The sequence below is a fragment of the Blastococcus sp. SYSU DS0669 genome (assembly GCF_054050895.1).
Genome location: NZ_JBJHAE010000003.1, coordinates 142792 through 159863 on the forward strand (window position 1 = coordinate 142792; position 17072 = coordinate 159863).

Consider the following 17072-nt stretch of genomic DNA (forward strand, 5'->3'; position numbering starts at 1 on the left):
GGACAGGAACCCCATCGTGACCTCGCTCTCCGAGGCCGAGGTCCTCCGGTCGGCCGCACCGCGGCCGGCCGGGGGCACCGGCATCCACCTCCAGGGCCTGACCAAGTCCTTCGGCTCCGGCCGCAAACAGGTGCAGGCCCTCACCGACGCCACCCTGCACACCGCGCAGGGCAGCTTCTCCTCGCTGCTGGGCCCCTCGGGCTGCGGGAAATCCACGATCCTGCGGATCCTCGCCGGCCTCGAGCAGCCGACCGGCGGCACCGCGCTCGTGGACGGCACCACCCCGGCCGAGCTGCGGCGGGCGCACGCCCTGGGCATCGCCTTCCAGGACTCCGCGCTGCTGCCGTGGCGTTCGGTGGAGGCCAACATCCGGCTGCCCTTCGAGGTCGCCGGCACCCGGCCCGACGCCGGGCTGGTGACCGAGCTGATCGAGCTGGTGGGGCTGTCCGGGTTCGAGAAGGCCAAGCCCGCGCAGCTGTCCGGAGGCATGCGCCAACGGGTCAGCATCGCCCGGGCGCTGGTGGTGAAGCCGTCGGTGCTCCTGCTCGACGAGCCGTTCGGTGCCCTCGACGACATGACCCGGCAGCGGCTGAACGTGGAGCTGCTGCGGATCTGGACCGAGAAGCCGGCGACCACGCTGATGGTCACCCACGGGATCTCGGAAGCGGTCTTCCTGTCCGACCAGGTCGCGGTGATGAGCGCGCGGCCGGGCCGGATCGTGGAGGTCATCGACGTCGACCTGCCGCGCCCCCGGCACCCGGAGATCATGCGGACGCCGGAGTTCCACGCCCTGCACGACCACGCCTCCGAACTGCTGTTCGGCAGCGGGACGGCGGCGGGGTGAACGGCGTGCTGTCCCGTGAGCCGGTGCGCACAGCCGCCTTCGGGGCGCTGGGCCTGCTGGGCGTGGTGGCCGTGTGGTGGCTGCTGGTGCTCACCCTGCTCGCCGACGCCCGCATCCCCTCCCCGGCCGGGGTCGTGGCCGCGGCCGCCGACCGGGGCTGGACCTTCTACGCCACCCACTTCGGGATGACGCTCCAGGAGGCCGCGGTCGGCTTCGGCTACGGCACCGTCGCAGCCGTCGCGCTGGCCGCCGTCACGCTGCTGGTGCCGGCGGTGGAGCAGCTGATCATGCAGCTGGCGGTGATCACCTACTGCGTGCCGCTGGTCGCGATCGCCCCCGTGCTGTTCATCGTCATCGGCAACCCCGACGAGGGGCAGCGGGCGGGCACCGCGACCGCACTGGCGGCGCTGTCGGTTTTCTTCACCACCGTCGTCGGTACCGTGCTGGGCCTGCGGTCGGCGGATCCGGCCAGCCTGGAGGTCGTCCGCGTCTTCGGCGGCGGACCGCTGCGGCAGCTGACCAAGGTGCGGCTGGTGGCCGCGCTCCCCTCCGTGCTGGCCGCGCTCCGCGTGGCCGCGCCGCTCGCCTTCCTCGGGGCCATCCTGGGCGAGTACGTCGGCGGCGTGCAGCGCGGCGTGGCCGTCACGCTCAAGATCGCGCAGCAGAACGTCGACGTCGACGGCGCCTGGGCCATCGGCCTGGGCTGCGCGCTGGTCGCGGGCACCTTCTACGGGTTGTTCGCCCTGCTCGGACGGGTCGTCACCCCGTGGTCCCGAGGTGTGGCGTGAGCGCCGACCTGCTGGTGTCCCACCCGGTCGGGGGCCCGGGCCGGGGCCGGCACCCGCTGCTGAGGGCGACGCTGCGGACCGTCGGCACCATGGCGCTGGTCCTGGCGGTCGTCGTGGCCCTGTGGGTGGGGGGTCTGTGGGCCTTCGACGTCTCGAGCTACGTCGGCAAGGGTCCGCTGGACGTCGTCGACATCCTGTTCGTCGACGAGGACGCCACCGCGCTGCGGGCCGAGATCGCCAGGCTGCTCGGCCGGACCCTGCTGGACGCGGGCATCGGCTTCACCGCCGGCATGCTCGTCGCGGTGGCGCTGGCCGCCGTCGTCGTGCGGTTCCGTGCCGCGGAGAGCGCCGTCATGCCGGTCGCGCTCATCCTGCAGACCGTTCCGCTGATCGCGCTGGCGCCGATGCTCATCCTGCTCGTGGGGCGCGGCTACGTGATCGTCGCCGTCATGAGCGCGGTGGTGGTGCTCTTCCCGGCGCTGGTCAACATCGTCGCCGGGCTGCGGTCGGTCGGCCCGCAGATGCGCGACCTGGTGCTGGTCTACGGCGGCAGCCCGATGACGGTGCTCAGGAAGGTGGCCTTCCCCTCGGCGCTGCCGGCGTTCTTCGCCTCGGTCCGCATCGCGGTGCCGGGGTCGATGACCGGCGCGCTGCTGGCCGAGTGGCTGGCCACCGGCCAGGGCGTGGGCTACGCGGTGGTCTCGGCGGCGGCCCGGTCGCAGATCGGCAAGGTGTGGGCGCTCGTCGTCGTCATCACCCTGGTGTCGCTGCTGCTCTACCTCCTCGCCCAGCTGGTCGAGGCGGCGGTGCTCAGCCGCTTCGGGCAGGCGGACCGCGCATGACTGCGACGGCGCGCCGCCCGCCCGGCTACCCACCGCACTCCCGGCCCGTGCCCACCGACCCGGCCGTGGATGCCATGGTGGCGGCCCTACCCAAGGTGAGCCTGCACTGCCACCTGATCGGCACGGTGGCGCCCGGGACCGTCGTCGAGCTCGCTGCGAAGCACGGGGTACCGCTCGGGCGCGGCGTCGAGGACCTCTACGACCACGACAGCTACGAGGACCTCGGCGAGTTCCTCCGGGTGCTCGACGTCGTGGGCTCGGTCATCCGCGACGTCGACGACTTCCACCGGGTGACCTACGAGTCGCTGACCGCGGGCGGCGCGGACCACAACGTCCTCTACCGCGAGATCCAGCTCAGCCCGCCGGGGCACCCCGGCATCCCCTACCCGCGGATCCTCGAGGGCGTCGTCGCAGGCCTGCGCGATGCCCGCGACGACACCGGCATCGACGCCGGCCTGGTGGTCGGCATCAACCGCGAGCGCAGCGGCGCCGAGGCGGTCGAGCTGGTCCAGCAGGTGATCGAGCACCGCGTCGACGAGGTGGTCGGCATCGGGCTGGACTACGCCGAGGTCAACGGCCCACCCGGGCGGTTCGTCGAGGCCTACCGGCTCGCCGGCCGCGCGGGTCTGGGCCGGACGGCCCACTCCGAGTCCGGTCCTCCCGGGCACGTGGTGACCCTGCTGGACGAGCTCGGCTGCAGCCGGATCGACCACGGCTACCACGTCGTCGACGACCCGGAGATCACGTCCCGATGCGTGGCCGAGCGGATCCCGTTCACCTGCACGCCGGTCAGCTCGGACATCGGCCGCTACTCCGGCAGCGGTGACGGCACGCACACCCGGATCCGGCAGATGGTCGACGCCGGGCTGTGCGTGACGATCGACTCCGACGACCCGCCGATGTTCGGCACCGATCCCACGCACGACTTCCGGGTGCTCGCGCACGCCCTTGGCTACCGCCGCGAGCAGCTGGCCGCCTTCACCGCCAACGCCATCGACGCCTGCTGGCTCGACGAGTCCGGCAAGGCCGACCTGCGCCGCCGGGCCACGGCGATGGTGGCCACCACCCCCGACGCCCCTCCCACAGCCCACTCGCACCTTCTCGAGGAGACCCCGTGAACGAGTTCACCGTGCCCGTCGTCGACATCTCCGCCTACGTCGACCAGGCCGGCACCGCCGAGGCCCGGGCGGCCGCAGCGCGGTCGTTCGACGAGGCCGCGCGCACCGTCGGCTTCGTGCAGGTGCTCGGCCACGGCATCCCGACCGCGGTCACCGATGCCTTCGGGGCCGCTCTCGACTCCTTCTTCGGCCTGCCTCTGGAGGCGAAGAAGGGCTATCGGACGCCCCCGGAGATCAACCGCGGGTACAGCCCGCCGAAGACCGAGTCGCTCAGCCTCAGCCTGGGGCTGGCGCCCTCCAACCGGATGCACGACTTCTTCGAGGCCTTCAACGTCGGCGCCGCCCGCAGCGACTACCCGGGCGTCGACCTGCCCGTCGTCGACTACGCCGAGAACGTCTGGCCCCACGAGGCCGATGGCTTCCGTGAGGCGGTGGCCGCTTACTTCGGCGAGGCAGGCCGGGTGGCACGGACCCTGACGACGATGTTCGCCGACGCGCTGGGCCTCCCGCCCGGCTTCTTCGAGCGGTACACCGACCACAGCCTCGACGTGCTGCGGATGAACAACTACGCCCTGCCGCCGGGCGAGGTGACGCTTGACGGCGACCTCACCGGGATGGGCGAGCACACCGACTACGGCATCGTCACCGTGCTGTGGGCCGACCAGGTCAGGGGCCTGCAGGTCCTCGGCCGCGACGGCGCCTGGCACGACGTCATGCCCGCCGACGGCGCGTTGCTGATCAACCTCGGTGACCTCATGGCGCGGTGGACCAACGAGCGGTGGATGTCGACCCTGCACCGGGTGAAGCCGCCGATCGTCGACGGGTGCATCGAGCGCCGGCGCTCCGCGGCGTTCTTCCACGACGGCAACATCGACGCCGTCATCGAGACGCTGCCGACCTGCCTGGACGCCGACGGGACGTCGGCGTACCCGCCGGTCACCGTGGGGGAGCACATCCGGGCGAAGCTGGCCGGCTCGCGGGCCGGGGTGGCCAACACCGAGGCGGAGCGGGAGGCAGCACGGGTCCTGGCGGCGCGGCCGGCATGAGGTCTCCCGGTTGACGTCTCGCGCGTGTGCGGAGCCACGTCCCGCCTGGCACCGGCCCCCCGATGCGTAGCGTGGGCACCCGCCACTCGAGCAGCACCCAGTGCCCGGGGCTCTCCCCCTGGCTCACTCACCCGCCTTCCTCACCACCCTCGCCGCCACCCGCCCGCGGCGAGTCGCACAGGAAGGTGGGTGCGCAGTGACGCCTCCCCCGGTCAGCCTAGGAGCCATCAACATGGAGGCACAGGACCCGACGACGCTCGCCAGGTTCTGGGCGTCCGTCACCGGCTCCACGCCTTCACCGGGCGACGGCACGGTCTACCTGCCGCCCGCCGGGAACAGCGGGTTCGGGATGTTCTTCCGCCCCCGGCAGGGTGCCCGCCCGGAGCGCCAGGCGGTCCACCTGGACTTGACCGTCCCGTGGGGCTCACGGCAATTCGAGGTGGAGCGCCTCATCCGCCTGGGGGCCACCTACCGATGGGACGTCCTGGACGAGGTCCCGCACGTGCAGTGGACCACTCTCGCCGATCCAGAAGGGAACCTCTTCTGCGTCGCCGAGCACCCACCGGCGACGCCGTAGTCCAGGGGGTGCTTCCTCTGTCCACAGGCGGGGCCGGCCGGCCCATGGCGGCAACCGCAGCGTGATCGCGACTCGGCCAGGGCTCACGGCCGCCGGACGTCGCCGAGCGCCACTCGAGGGCCTGGACGACGTGGGGTCGGGATCGGGGGATCCATCGCCCGGTGCGTGAACCGTTCGATCAGCTCACCGGTGTCCTCGCGTATCGCGCGCCTCTCACCGGGATACCTCCCGGCGACCCCGGGGACATCTGCCTTGCTGGCTGTCGCCGATCGAGGCTCGCCGCACAGGAAGCAATCCGGCAGCTGACGCCGGATGGATGGTCGACGACAGCAGAACGATCCTCACTGTCCGACCGGCGCGCTACGTTCCGACCATGTCCACGACGCCGCGCACACCGCGCTCCACTCCCCCAGCGGGAGCAGCCGGTGGGACGGCTCCCACTTCCCGGTGCCCAAGTCCCCCTCGGACACCGAGTTGAACCCCCACGGCAATCCGGCCGATGGGGGTTCACCTGTCTCAACTGTCGGCACGCTCGTCTGATGCCTGAACACCGGCACCGGCACCGGCGTGCCTGCTCGCCGGGCGGACGGGCGTTCTGAAGCGCCTGCCCTGCACGTAGCGCCTGGTGCATGGCACGGTCGCGGTCATGACGTCGCCTGCCACCCCACCGAGCGCCACGCTCACCGCCCGCGCCCATGCTCGACCCGCACCGCGCCCTGAGGTCGTGCAGGTCTCCACCGAGGCCCAGGTCGCCCGCACGGTCCCGCCGCTGCTCGAGGCTGTCTGGACGGTCGCACCGTGACATCCCCGCTCGGCCCGACCCTCGAGCACCGGGTGAGCCGCGCGACCCGCTACATCGAGCAGCAGCTCGACACCGCGGGCACCGCCACCTGGGCGGACACCCGGGAGCACCTCGCCGAGACCCTCGGCATCGCGCCGGCGCTCACCATCGACCCCGTCCTGCGGGCCGTGATCGACCTCGAGTCGACCGGCGCGCTCGCCCACGACCTCGAGACCGATGAGTACCGGCGGGCTCGACCGACCGACCCGCGGGAGGCGCCGCTCGCCGAGGTCGCCGACGCCGTGCTCGCCCTCGGCTGGCCGACCAAGGCCGACGGTGGGCACCGGACGATCTACCAGACCTTCGTGGCGCTCGACGGCAGATACCGGCACGCCGACGTCTACCGGGCGATGCACGAGCGGCTCAAGGGGCGCGAGCTCGAGCTGTACGCCATGAAGTGCTGGCGCGCCCGCGGCGAACTGGCACTCGCCGCGACCCGGCTCGCGGACCCGGACACCACGGTCGCGCAGGCACTCGCCGATGAGAGGAGGCTCGAGGCCCACCTCGTCGCCTCCTACATCGCGACGCTCGACTACAGGCCGAGGCTTGAGTACCGGATCGGGAGGGACGGGGGCACGGACCTCGTCGCGGACATCTACGACGAGCGTCGCCGCCTGATCGTCGAGGCGAAGGCCACCGTCGACGGACTGTTCCCGGCGATCGGGCAGGTGCACCGGTACCGATACCTCCTGAACCTCACAGCCGACCGGACGCTCGTCGACCGAGTAGCCGTACTGCTGCCCGGCGAACCTTCCCAGGACGACCTCTCATGCGCCGCGTCGATGTACCTGGATCTCGACGTGATCTGGCAGGACGGTGAAGACTTCGAGCACCGGGTGCTCAGGTGACCACGGCGGCACAGTCATCGTTGCCACATGGACCCCTCGGGCGGACTGCTGACCGAGGTTCGGCCGGGCAGCACCGTGCCCGACTACCGGACCGCCGAGCCGCGACACCCGACCGCGCCAGGAGTAGGACTTCCTACGTATTCGTGACCGGACCCGCTGGCGCCCACCGGGGGAAGCGGCGCGGTCCCGGGACTGCCCATGGTCCGGTTGGCTCAGACCGAGCGCAGGGGTGTGCGTATGTACCGTGTCGCCCCTCGGACACCGAGTTGAACCCCCACGGCGTCACTGGCCGGCGGGGGTTCGCTCGTCTCTGGCTTGGTCCGATTCGCACTGACGCACGGTGGGCGGGCAGTCGTTGCGACCGTCCGGACCGAGACCACGCACCGGGTGGACCCCCACGAGATGAGCGTGTCGCCGCCTGCAGGTGGTGACCAGCAGCGCGGAGAGGGCGTCCCGGACCGGGTACGCGGTTGCGCGGTCCAGCCGTGCCACCAGGTCGAGGCGGCCGGTCACGAGGTCCCGGCGCGCGAGGAGCTGGGGACGTTTTCGCAGTGTGGACTGCGCGGAGAAGCGGACGGCAGGGCCACCACGGTCACCTCGAGGGCGATGAGGAGTCGCCGGCAACGAGTGGAGAGATCGACCGCGTTCGCAAGGCTGCGGGCCGAGGCCGCGTCTCTGGCCTCCCAGACGCTGACCCGTCCCCGGGCACCTACCAGACGCTGACCCGTCCCCGGGCAACAGCCACCGGCGCGGGCGTGGCGTAGAGCGCCGCCGGGCGAGATGTCGTGCGGCACTCCTGACTGGTGCAGCGTTGGTACGCGGATAGCTGAATGAGCTGCCGCTGCATGCGTGGTACCGGCCCGCCAGTCGCCGCGGGGAGTGGCCGCTCTCGGCGGCAGGACTTGGGGTCCGTGAACACGGGTTGTTCCCTGCCGCCGTCCCGGGACACAGGTCTCGATGGGCAGCGAGAACGATGGCCGTGTGAGTGTCTGTCTTCTTCGCTCCGCAGGAAGTCTCACCGGCTCCCCACCGCGAGCCCGGTAGGGCCGGGCGGCGGAGCGTCACCGCACAGGCTCCCCCTTCGACGGTGCCGCCTCTCCGGCAGCTCGGCGACCGGTACGCCGCTCCACGGCCGGAAGTTGCCGCTCACCACCCGTACGGTGATGCTCCAGCTGCAAGCCCTCTCCCCTGGACGGATGCCCCTACCGTGACCCGCTGTGCTGGCCCGATCTCGCCGTCAGGGGCAGTCGTCCTACCGCTATGGGCCGGTGAGACCGGTAGGGACCGGGGCAGCTGCCCAAGTCTCGGGACGCCGACGTGACGCGCGCCCAAGACCTCCTGCCGGAGGACGAGCGGTTGCGACTGGACGAGTGCTCGCGAGAACCGTTGCACGCACCGGGAGCTATCCAGCCACACGGAGTGCTGCTGGCGGTCGATCCGCACGACTTCACCCTCGTCCAGGCCAGCCGGAACGCCACGGAGCTCCTCGGCGTCGACGCGTCGCCGCGACTCGACGTGCGTGCCCGGCACGGTGCGTGGCCTGAGTGGTTCCCCCGTCTCCGGTCCGCACTCGCCGAAGCCCCCGGCGCCCCGGTCGAGGTCGTCGTCGGGGCCCGTCCGTTCGACGCCATCCCGCACGAGGCCGATGGGCTGCTGGTCATCGAGATGGAGCCGGCCCCGACGCAACCGGAGGCCAGGCTGGTCACCCAGCTTCACGCGGCGGCGCAGCGGCTCTCCACTGCCGTCGACGTGGACGAACTCCGAGCCGGGGCCGCCCGGGAACTGCGCGCGCTCACCGGCTTCGACCGCGTCATGGTCTACCACTTCCACCCTGACGGCCACGGCGAGGTGGTCGCCGAAGATCGATCCGCCGATCAGGAGCCCTTCCTGGGCCTGCACTACCCCGCGTCGGACATTCCGGCCCAGGCCCGCCGGCTCTACACGCTGCAGCCCTCGCGACTGATCGTGACCAGCGACTACGTGCCCGTTCCTCTGGTGCCTGCCGTGAATTCCCGGACGGGGGTACCGCTGGACCTGAGCCTGTCCCAGCTGCGCAGCGTCTCGCCACACCACCTGGAGTTCATGCGCAACATGGGCGTGGCGGCCAGCATGTCGTTCTCGCTCGTTCGAGACGGCGAGCTCGTCGGGATGATCTCGTGCACACACCATCGGCCGCGCCACGTGCCCTACGTCGTGCGCCGTGCCTGCGATCTGCTCACCCAGCAGGTGTCCCTGCAGCTCCGCGTCATGTCAGAAAATGCGCGGCTGCGGCGGCAGCTGCAGATCCAGCAGGTACGCACGCTGCTCGTGGAACAGATGACGGAGAGCTCGGACGTCGGCGCAAGCTTGGTCGACGAGGAGGTCACCCTGCTCGACCTCGTGTCTGCGGACGGCGCGATCGTCTGCCTTGAGGAGCGCCATGTGGCCATCGGGCACACCCCTCCCCCCGCGGCGGTTGACGCGATGATCTCCCGGTTGTCACTCGCCGGTGACGGTGCAGTGCCGACCCTGGTCAGCGAGGCGCTCGCCACCGATCGACCGGACCTGGCCGACCTCGTTCCCACGGTGGCCGGCTTGCTCGTGGTCCCCTTCGGAGGCGACGGCGACTACCTCGCCTGGTTCCGGCGGGAGGTCATGCACAGCGTCGACTGGCTGGGTGACCAGTCGTCCAGCAACCGAGCGACGCCGCTGTCACCCCGGAACTCCTTCCAGCTCTGGCGACAGACGGTGAGCGGGCGTTCCCTGCCGTGGGAGCAACTCGAGGTGCAGGAGGCTTCTGAACTCCGCCGGGACGTGGACAACGTCCTGCTCCGCCGGGCCGAGGCCAGATTGGCCCATCAAGGCCTGCACGATTCGTTGACCGGGCTACCGAACCGCCGGCTGCTCATGGACCGGCTCGAGCACGCCCTGCATCGGCACGCGCGAGGGGTCCCCGTCGCCCTCCTGTTCATCGACCTGGACCGCTTCAAGCTCGTCAACGACTCCTTCGGCCATGACGTGGGCGATCAGCTCATCCAGCACGCGGCGCGGCGGCTGCTCGCCACCACCCGGGCGTCGGACACGGTGGCCCGCCTGGGCGGCGACGAGTTCGTCGTCCTGTGCGAGGACACCGACACCGGAGAGGCGGCCCTTCTGGCCGAACGCGTCGTCATGGGCTTCCAGGAGCCCGTCGACCTGAACGGCAAAGATGTGCGCATCACGGCCTCGGTAGGGGTGACCGTGGCCCAGGAGCATCACCGCGCCGCAGACCTGCTGCGGGAGGCCGACACCGCGATGTACCTGGCCAAGGACCACGGACGCAACCGCTTCTCCCGCTTCGAGGCCGGCCTCCGCTACCAGGCACTCCGGCACCTGGACACCGAGGAGGCGCTGCGGCACGGACTCCCCCGAGGAGAACTCGCGCTGGAGTACCAGCCGGTTCTGTCGACGTCCGATGAGGCACTGCGGGGCGTCGAGGCCCTGCTGCGGTGGAACCGGCCCGGCTACGGAGAGGTGCCCCCGGACGACTTCATCCCGCTGGCCGAGGACACCGGCCTCATCGTCCCGATCGGCGAGTGGGTGCTCCGCGAGGCGCTGCACCAGGTCTCCGTCTGGCAACGGGCCGGTGCCGTGCCCGAAGGCTTTTCCGTCGCGGTCAACCTCTCCCCGCGGCAGCTGCTGGACCCCGGGCTGGTCCGTATGGTCGAACGACTCGTGGCCCACTACGGCCTGGAGCCCGCCGTACTGACTATGGAGATCACCGAGACGACGCTCATGTCCGAGCGCTCCGTCATGAGCGACGCCCTCGCCGCCCTCGCCGAGTTCGGTGTCTCCCTGTCGATCGACGACTTCGGCACCGGCTACTCCTCGCTCTCCTATCTCCGCTACCTCCCGCTCGCCCAGCTGAAGGTGGACCGGTCGTTCGTCGCCGGCATCCCCGGCAGCCCGCGAGACGCCGCCCTCGTGGCGGCCGTCGTAAGCCTGGCGCACGAATTCGGGATGACCTGCGTCGCCGAGGGAGTCGAGACAGCCGCCCAGTTGCAGCACCTGAAGAACTTGGGATGCGACCTCGTCCAGGGCTATCACCTAGGGCGACCCGCGTCGCCAGCCGCCCTGACGGAGGAGTGGCTCCCCTCGACCGGCGGGGACGGGTCGGCGCCAGTTGGTTGAGTCCGGGTCGCCTTGCACCTCCGGGGTATCTCGGAGTTCAGGCCACGGCCGACGGCGGCTCGCTCGCGGATCTCGGGGGTTGTGCTCGACGAAACGCCGGGGATGGGCCGCCACGACGCCGTCCGGTCGATGGCCGAGCGTCATCCGCTTCCTCGTGGATCGCCGCCCAGCGAGGCCGATCCTCTCGACCGGCCTGAACAGGGTGCGGACCCCTGCGGTGTGCGGATTCCCCTCGGATACCGCGGGAACCCCCTGCGGCTTCCGCGCCGGGGGGACGCTGTCTCGGATGTCGGCATGGCCGCGCAGTGACTGAAGGACTACATCCGCCGGCTGTCCCGGGGCCCGGCCATCATCCGGTACCCGCGAGTTCGGGCGTGACTACATGGCGGCAGTCGAATCAGCCGGTCGACTCGGCACCATGGGGCCGCAGTGGGACGTCACCCGGAAGCATCGGCAGGGCAGGCGCCGGCGCCAAGCGCTGACCGGCACGGGCCTGAGCAGCCCGTGCACGGTCGCCCGGCTGCTCCGTTCCGCCGCGGGGCTACTCCGGTCGCCCGCCACGAAGGCCTTCGACCGGGTGACTCCGCTGTTGCTGGCGTCTCCGCTTGACCTGGTACATGTGCAGGTCGGCACACCGCAGCGCGTCGGCCGGGGAATCACCGGCGGTGGCGACGTGACTCCCGATGCTGGCACGGACGTGCACCTGCCGACCGTGGACGCGGTAGGGCTCGGCGAGGGCGGCATCCAGTCGCTCGACGAGGCCGGCGAGCTGCTCCGCTGAGGCACGGGGAACGGACACTGCGAACTCGTCGCCGCCCAGTCGGGCGATGGTGTCCTGCTCGCGGAGTACGCGGCGCAGCCGGTGGGCAACGGTCAGCAGAACTTCATCGCCGGCGTCATGCCCGAACATGTCGTTGACCGGCTTGAATCCGTCCAGATCGAGGAAGATCACACCCGCATCCGGCTCTTGGCGGCGCCCCGGGCGCGGCTCGAGGGTGAAGCTCAGGTGCTGGAAGAACAGCGCCCGGTTCGCCAGGCCGGTGAGCGGGTCGTGAGACGCCTCGTGGGCGAGTTCGTCCTCTGCCATCTTGCGGCGGCTGATGTTGACGTGCGAGACGACCGCCCCACCGCGAGATCCGGTCAGCGGGGTGATCCGCAACAGGAACCAGCGTTCCACGGCCGGGGAAGGGCAGGGGTACTCGTTGTCGAACTGCACTGTCGCCCCGGTCAGCACGGCATGCAGACCGGCGATGACCGCAGCCGCTTCCGGACAGCCGGCGGCTGCAGCCCTCTCGCACACCGCCAAGTAGTTCACTCCGATACCGGTGCTGCTGGGGTTACCTCCGTTGTCCAGCGTGAACATCCGCCAGGCCCGGTTGACCATGACGATGGTGCCGGTGGCGTCGACGACCGCGGTGGCGTCCGGAAGCGCGTCGAGCACGGCCGCGGCGAAACCATCGTCGAACGCCGGGCCAGCTTCGTGCTCGTGCAGGCGCACGTCCATCAGTTCACCTCCCATCCCGGAGCTGGTCAGCGCAGTGCGATTTCGCTCGCCTGCCTCGCTGCTTAGCGGTCGGCAACCCTGGTCCGTTCCCCGAGCACCCAACGGCCCGTCTCACTCCTACGGAGGTCAACGTCCCCACGGCTCCCCGGTGCCGATGCATCGAGGTCGATCCCACATCCCGCGGCTGTCACCCGGCGAAGAGAGTCGTCCGACGAAATCCGGAGTAGGCGCGGCCGGGCTCGCCACCCGTGGACCGATCGTTGACTCACATCAACAGGCACGTCACTCTGCGCGGCATCCGGGGTACGGCGTACCCGTGCACGCTCGGCATCCGACCGGCGATCGAGTGGGTCATCGACCGCTACTGGGGAGGAGCGACAAGTCAGCAACCATCGTGATCGACTGCGGCGACTGGTCCCTACGTCACAGCGCGGATGCCCAGCTCTCCGCAAGGCCACACGTAGTGATCACGCCGGGATTCCCAGTTCGGGCGCTGCGCCGCTAGTCATACAGGTATGCAAGGGCCCTCGAAGTGCAGCTGCACGTTCTCTTGCGCCGGACAATGGCGACGCTCGACACCGCACCGTTCGCCGACTTCGGTGAGCCCGGCGCTCAGGCGTTGCTGCGCTTTGCCGAAGGCATCGGGCGGCTCGAGTAGGGCAGCATGGGGTCACCACTGCGGCGCCCCCGTCCAGGACCGCCCACCAAGCGGTTCGCGATGCACTGGCCGCTGGGGGCGGGGATGCCTTCCTTGCCCGTGCGGCGGCCACGAGTAGTACGGCGACCGGGTCCAGCGGCTCCACGTCAAGAACCTCAACCCGACTCCGGACCGACGGATCGAAATCGTGGGCCGCGGCGACATCGACTTCTCGTCGATCGTCGCGGCAGACGGCGGCAGCACCCGCTACTGCGTCGGCGAGCACGACCCGCGCTGGGGCGACCCGGGGTTCGCCCCTTCGAGGCCGCCGAGGTCGCCTTCGACCACCTCACCTGCACGACGTACCGAGAGAGCAGCACCCCGCAGGGGGGTTCCGGCTCGCCCGGGCCGCCCCCGCGCGTGCCGGGGGGGTGCGGCACCGGTGCGACCACCCCTGGGCGCAGCGCGCATGACGCCCCCCGACCGTGGCGACCGCCGTCACGGCTGATCCCCACGACTGCGGGGACCGGCCCCTCCCCGACCACCGGAGGACTCCTGTGCGGGCCAGCAGGCCCTGGATGCGCCGTTCGTCGACCGCCGGGCCGTCCGGCCCGGCGCTGCTAGGGCTGCGGTGCGGGAGCCGGGAGCCCGAGCGCCTGGTGCGCGCCGAACGAGAGCAGCCGCAGCAACCACTCCGCGAACTGGCCGGGTGTCGAGGGGATCCCGGCGTCGAGCCACCACACGACGGCGCCGAGCCCGGCCGCCGCGGTGTAGGCGGCGACGACGTCGACCGGCACCGGCGTGCTGATCCCCGCCGGAAGAACCGCCCGGATGCGCTGGAGGATCAACCCCCGCACGTAGGTCCGCAGGTCGGCGCGAATCTCCTGGGAGCCCCCGGCACCCACGATGCCGCGGTAGAAGCCGGCGTGAGCAGCTACGTGCTCGAGCAACGGGAGGACCGTCGCGGAGGCCCGTTCAAGGGAGTAGCTCGCCAGGTCCGGCGGTGGCGGACTGTCGCGCAGGCTCATGACACCGAACCGCTCCCCCACCACGTCCAGCAGCAGGTCGTACTTGTCCTGGTAGTGGAGGTAGAAGGTGGCCTTCTTCACCATGGCCTGCCGGCAGACCCGGGTGACCGTCACCGGCCTGGTACGACTGCTCCTCGACGACCGCCACCAGGGCCTGCCGCAGCGCTTGACGCGTGGGCCTGACCCGGGGGTCCGGCAGCTGACCGGTTCTCGACACTCGGCCTCCATCACTCGTGTATGCGACCGAATGGCCGGAGGTGTCGCTCGCCGCACCGGGCAGCCGCTGGTGCGCAAAGTCGCAAAGTAGTGACGCGATGTCCTCTTGGCGACGGCTCGTGGCGCGCTTGACTCGAAGACGCCCGGGAAACACTCGTCGCCGACGGAGGGACCACCATGAGCGACGCGGACGGCCCGCACGTGGTCATCGGCGCGAGCGGCCGCACCGGTACCGCGCTCGTACGGGAGCTCGTCCGGCGCGGCCGACGGGTACGGGCGGTGAACCGCAGTGGGCGGATGACGCTGCCGCCCGGGGTGGAGGCCAGCGCCGGCGATGCCACGGACGCCGAGCGGATGCGGGAGGTGTGCCGCGGCGCGGGTGTGGTTTACAACGCCGTCAACGTGCCGTTGGTGGCCTGGCGGGAGAGCTTGCCTGCCGCGGTGGACGGGGTGCTCGCCGGGGCGCACTCGGCCGACGCACGCATGGTGTTCGTCGACGACACGTGGATGTACGGGCGCGTCAACGGACCGATGACCGAGGACCTGCCGCTCCGGCCGGTCAGCTGGAAGGGAGTGTTGCGCGCCTGGCTCGCCGAGCGTGTGCTCGCTGCGCACAGCAGCGGGCGGGTGCGCACGGTCATCGGCCGGGCAACGGAGCTGTACGGGCCGCCGTCGAGTCCGTCCTGGGGCGCAACGTGTTCGGCCCGGCGCTCGGCCGTGGGCCCGCAATGTGGGTCGGGGACATGGATGAGCCACTGGCCCCCATGTTCATCGACGACTTCGCCCACGGCCTGGTGGACCTCGGCGAGCACGACGCCGCGCTGGGCCGGGCTTGGCACCTGCCCACGCCGCCACCGGGAACCGCCCGCACCTTTCTCGAGGAGTTGTTCGGGCAGGCGGGGCGATCGCTGAGGGTGGCGCGGCTGAGCGCCAACGCGGCTCGCGTCGTCGGGGGCGCCTGGCCGGTCGCCCGGGAAGGCGCCGAGATGCTGTACCAGTTCCGCCAGCCGCACTGCGTCGACGCAACCGCTTACCTCGACGCCTTCGGACCTGGTCGGGTCACCCCCTAGAGGGAAGGCATCGAGGCGACCGTCCGCTGGTACCGCAGCGCTCCCCGGCGGCCCCTGACCGCCCTCGGACGATGACCGTCTCTCGCCGTCGGGACGCCGGATGAGCGGGTCGGCGCACCCTGACCGGGACCGTCCGCGCCCACCCCGTTCCCAGCCCACTCCTGTGGTTCCTTCACGGTCGGACAGGCCGTCGCTTCCGCCCCCGTGGTGGTTGACCTCCCCACCGCGCCGTTCGTCGGCGTGAGCACGTTGCTCGGCCTGCTGCTGCCGCCCTCGCGAGCAACCTGGCCAAGGGTGCCGCCTGGCAGGGGTTCGTCCAGATCCGGCTGCGGGACCGACGCGTGCCCATTTCCGCCGTTCGCGGTCCCGAGAGCGGGCGCGCTGGACTGACGAAGGCCGCCCGCCGAGGCGCGTCAGGCGGCGGCCGCCGCCCTTCGGTCAGACGAGATCAGGATCGAGACCCGTAGGCGAGCCTCCGCCGTGCCGGTCGGGACCGGGGGTTGCGGCGGTCGGATCGCCGACGGCGGCTGGCAGCTGCACGAGGTGAGCCTCCGCAATGACTGTTGCTGGGGTCAGGGACCACGGTCCTGCCGGCCGGGAACTTCCATCTCGTCACTTCCGTCCCGCTGAGGCCCCCACCCGACGCGCCGCCCCCCTCGAAGAACGCCAGGACGTCGATCCAGTCCTCGCCGCTGTGAGGATCGTCGTCGGTGCGCCCTTGTGCTCACCGGGGCAGACCCTTCCTCGGCCAGCGACACCAGGCTCGTCTCCGGGCCGACCGGATCACGCGCGGCAGCAAGGACGGTCGACATGGCTCCGAGCGCTGCGGCCACCCCGCCGCGCCACCACCCGCCGTCGCCACTGGAGGTGACATGGGAACGCCTCGTGGAGCCGGGACCGGGCGAGCACACTCCTCTGACAGCCGGTTGACCGGTCCATCGGAGCGGAGGAGGGCCCGTGCGCCTGAGCGCTGGGGAGCACATCGACGCCGCGCCCTCCGACGTCTTCCGGTTCGTCGCCACCGAGCACTTCGCCAACCACCCGAGATGGGACCCCTCGATAATCGACATGACGCAGACCTCGGTCGGGCCGATGGGCCCCGGATCCACCGCGCGGGTGGTCCGGATCCAGGGCGGCAGACGGATCGAGGGGACCGTGACCGTCACTGTCTACCGGCCGCAGACCCACTTCGCCGCCACCGTCGACCACGGATCGTTCCAGCTGAGGCAGGAGGTCCACTGTTCTCCCCGGACGACGGGCGGAACCGACCTGGTCCTGGTGATCGACTCCCGGGCCAGCGGCGCGCTCCGCCTGGTGCTGCCCTTGATGAGGGCACGCTTCACGCGAACCATGCGCGCGAGCCTTCGATCGATCAGAGAGCGCATCGAGGAACGACCGCCTGGCTGACCGCATTGGCAGGTGAGACCGGCGCTCCCGTCATCGTGTCGAGCCGGCTCGGAGCCGTGTGTATGGAGCGTGTCGCCCCTCGGACACTTCGATGTGGGCGATCGCTCACCTCCCGGGCCTGCACAGGTCGCCGTTGTCTTGATCAACCGATGGCCAC

General features: G+C 71.2%; 13 protein-coding genes and 1 pseudogene. 12 read left to right on the forward strand and 2 right to left on the reverse strand.

Translation table 11 applies throughout. The annotated features are described in order from the left end of the window. Positions 1-16 precede the first annotated feature (16 nt). The 9 genes from ACI792_RS05445 (at position 17) to ACI792_RS05485 (ending at position 11053) form a co-directional block, all read left to right on the forward strand. Complete coding sequence (locus tag ACI792_RS05445; protein WP_456601681.1) at positions 17-844, forward strand: ABC transporter ATP-binding protein; 828 nt, start codon at positions 17-19, stop codon at positions 842-844. A gap of 23 nt (positions 845-867) precedes the next feature. Next, positions 868-1632 carry an ABC transporter permease gene (locus tag ACI792_RS05450; protein ID WP_456601682.1) on the forward strand — a complete coding sequence of 255 codons (765 nt, stop codon included), beginning with the start codon at positions 868-870 and terminating at the stop codon, positions 1630-1632. After that, entirely contained in the window at positions 1629-2474 is an 846-nt protein-coding gene (locus tag ACI792_RS05455; RefSeq protein WP_456601683.1) for an ABC transporter permease, read from the forward strand. Before ACI792_RS05450 ends, ACI792_RS05455 begins: the two co-directional genes overlap by 4 nt. After that, positions 2471-3592, forward strand: a complete 1122-nt coding sequence (add, locus tag ACI792_RS05460) for an adenosine deaminase (protein ID WP_456601684.1) — start codon at positions 2471-2473, stop codon at positions 3590-3592. Before ACI792_RS05455 ends, add begins: the two co-directional genes overlap by 4 nt. Continuing rightward, positions 3589-4638 carry an isopenicillin N synthase family dioxygenase gene (locus tag ACI792_RS05465; protein WP_456601685.1) on the forward strand — a complete coding sequence of 350 codons (1050 nt, stop codon included), beginning with the start codon at positions 3589-3591 and terminating at the stop codon, positions 4636-4638. Before add ends, ACI792_RS05465 begins: the two co-directional genes overlap by 4 nt. A 232-nt stretch (positions 4639-4870) precedes the next feature. Further along, positions 4871-5215, forward strand: a complete 345-nt coding sequence (locus ACI792_RS05470) for a VOC family protein (RefSeq protein WP_456601686.1) — start codon at positions 4871-4873, stop codon at positions 5213-5215. Between the two features lie 646 nt (positions 5216-5861). Further along, complete coding sequence (locus ACI792_RS05475; RefSeq protein ID WP_456601687.1) at positions 5862-6017, forward strand: hypothetical protein; 156 nt, start codon at positions 5862-5864, stop codon at positions 6015-6017. Next, on the forward strand, positions 6014-6904 hold the full coding sequence (locus tag ACI792_RS05480; RefSeq protein ID WP_456601688.1) for a hypothetical protein: 891 nt from the start codon (positions 6014-6016) through the stop codon (positions 6902-6904). The genes ACI792_RS05475 and ACI792_RS05480 overlap by 4 nt, the downstream gene beginning before the upstream one ends. A gap of 1317 nt (positions 6905-8221) precedes the next feature. Beyond that, positions 8222-11053, forward strand: coding sequence for an EAL domain-containing protein (locus tag ACI792_RS05485; RefSeq protein ID WP_456601689.1), 2832 nt, complete (start codon positions 8222-8224; stop codon positions 11051-11053). A gap of 541 nt (positions 11054-11594) precedes the next feature. Here ACI792_RS05485 and ACI792_RS05490 read toward each other — a convergent pair. Together ACI792_RS05490 and ACI792_RS05495 are read right to left on the reverse strand one after the other, a co-directional pair. Further along, a complete protein-coding gene (locus ACI792_RS05490; RefSeq protein ID WP_456601690.1) occupies positions 11595-12557 on the reverse strand; it encodes a diguanylate cyclase domain-containing protein in 963 nt (320 codons plus the stop codon). A 1257-nt stretch (positions 12558-13814) separates the two neighbouring features. Next, entirely contained in the window at positions 13815-14336 is a 522-nt protein-coding gene (locus ACI792_RS05495; RefSeq protein WP_456601691.1) for a TetR/AcrR family transcriptional regulator, read from the reverse strand. Positions 14337-14615: 279 nt separating this feature from the next. Here ACI792_RS05495 and ACI792_RS05500 point away from each other — a divergent pair. The 3 genes and pseudogenes from ACI792_RS05500 to ACI792_RS05510 all read left to right on the forward strand — a co-directional run. Then, positions 14616-15098: pseudogene (locus ACI792_RS05500) on the forward strand (NAD-dependent epimerase/dehydratase family protein); the annotation flags it as partial. Between the two features lie 83 nt (positions 15099-15181). Beyond that, positions 15182-15508, forward strand: a complete 327-nt coding sequence (locus ACI792_RS05505; protein WP_456601804.1) for a hypothetical protein — start codon at positions 15182-15184, stop codon at positions 15506-15508. Positions 15509-16465: 957 nt separating this feature from the next. After that, entirely contained in the window at positions 16466-16915 is a 450-nt protein-coding gene (locus ACI792_RS05510; RefSeq protein WP_456601692.1) for an SRPBCC family protein, read from the forward strand. Positions 16916-17072 lie beyond the last annotated feature (157 nt).

Coding starts and splice junctions, on each gene's coding strand:
- add (WP_456601684.1), top strand. CDS start 2,471: ATGACTGCGACGGCGCGCCGCCCGCCCGGCTACCCACCGCACTCCCGG.
- ACI792_RS05470 (WP_456601686.1), top strand. CDS start 4,871: ATGGAGGCACAGGACCCGACGACGCTCGCCAGGTTCTGGGCGTCCGTC.
- ACI792_RS05475 (WP_456601687.1), top strand. CDS start 5,862: ATGACGTCGCCTGCCACCCCACCGAGCGCCACGCTCACCGCCCGCGCC.
- ACI792_RS05490 (WP_456601690.1), bottom strand. CDS start 12,557: ATGGACGTGCGCCTGCACGAGCACGAAGCTGGCCCGGCGTTCGACGAT.
- ACI792_RS05505 (WP_456601804.1), top strand. CDS start 15,182: ATGGATGAGCCACTGGCCCCCATGTTCATCGACGACTTCGCCCACGGC.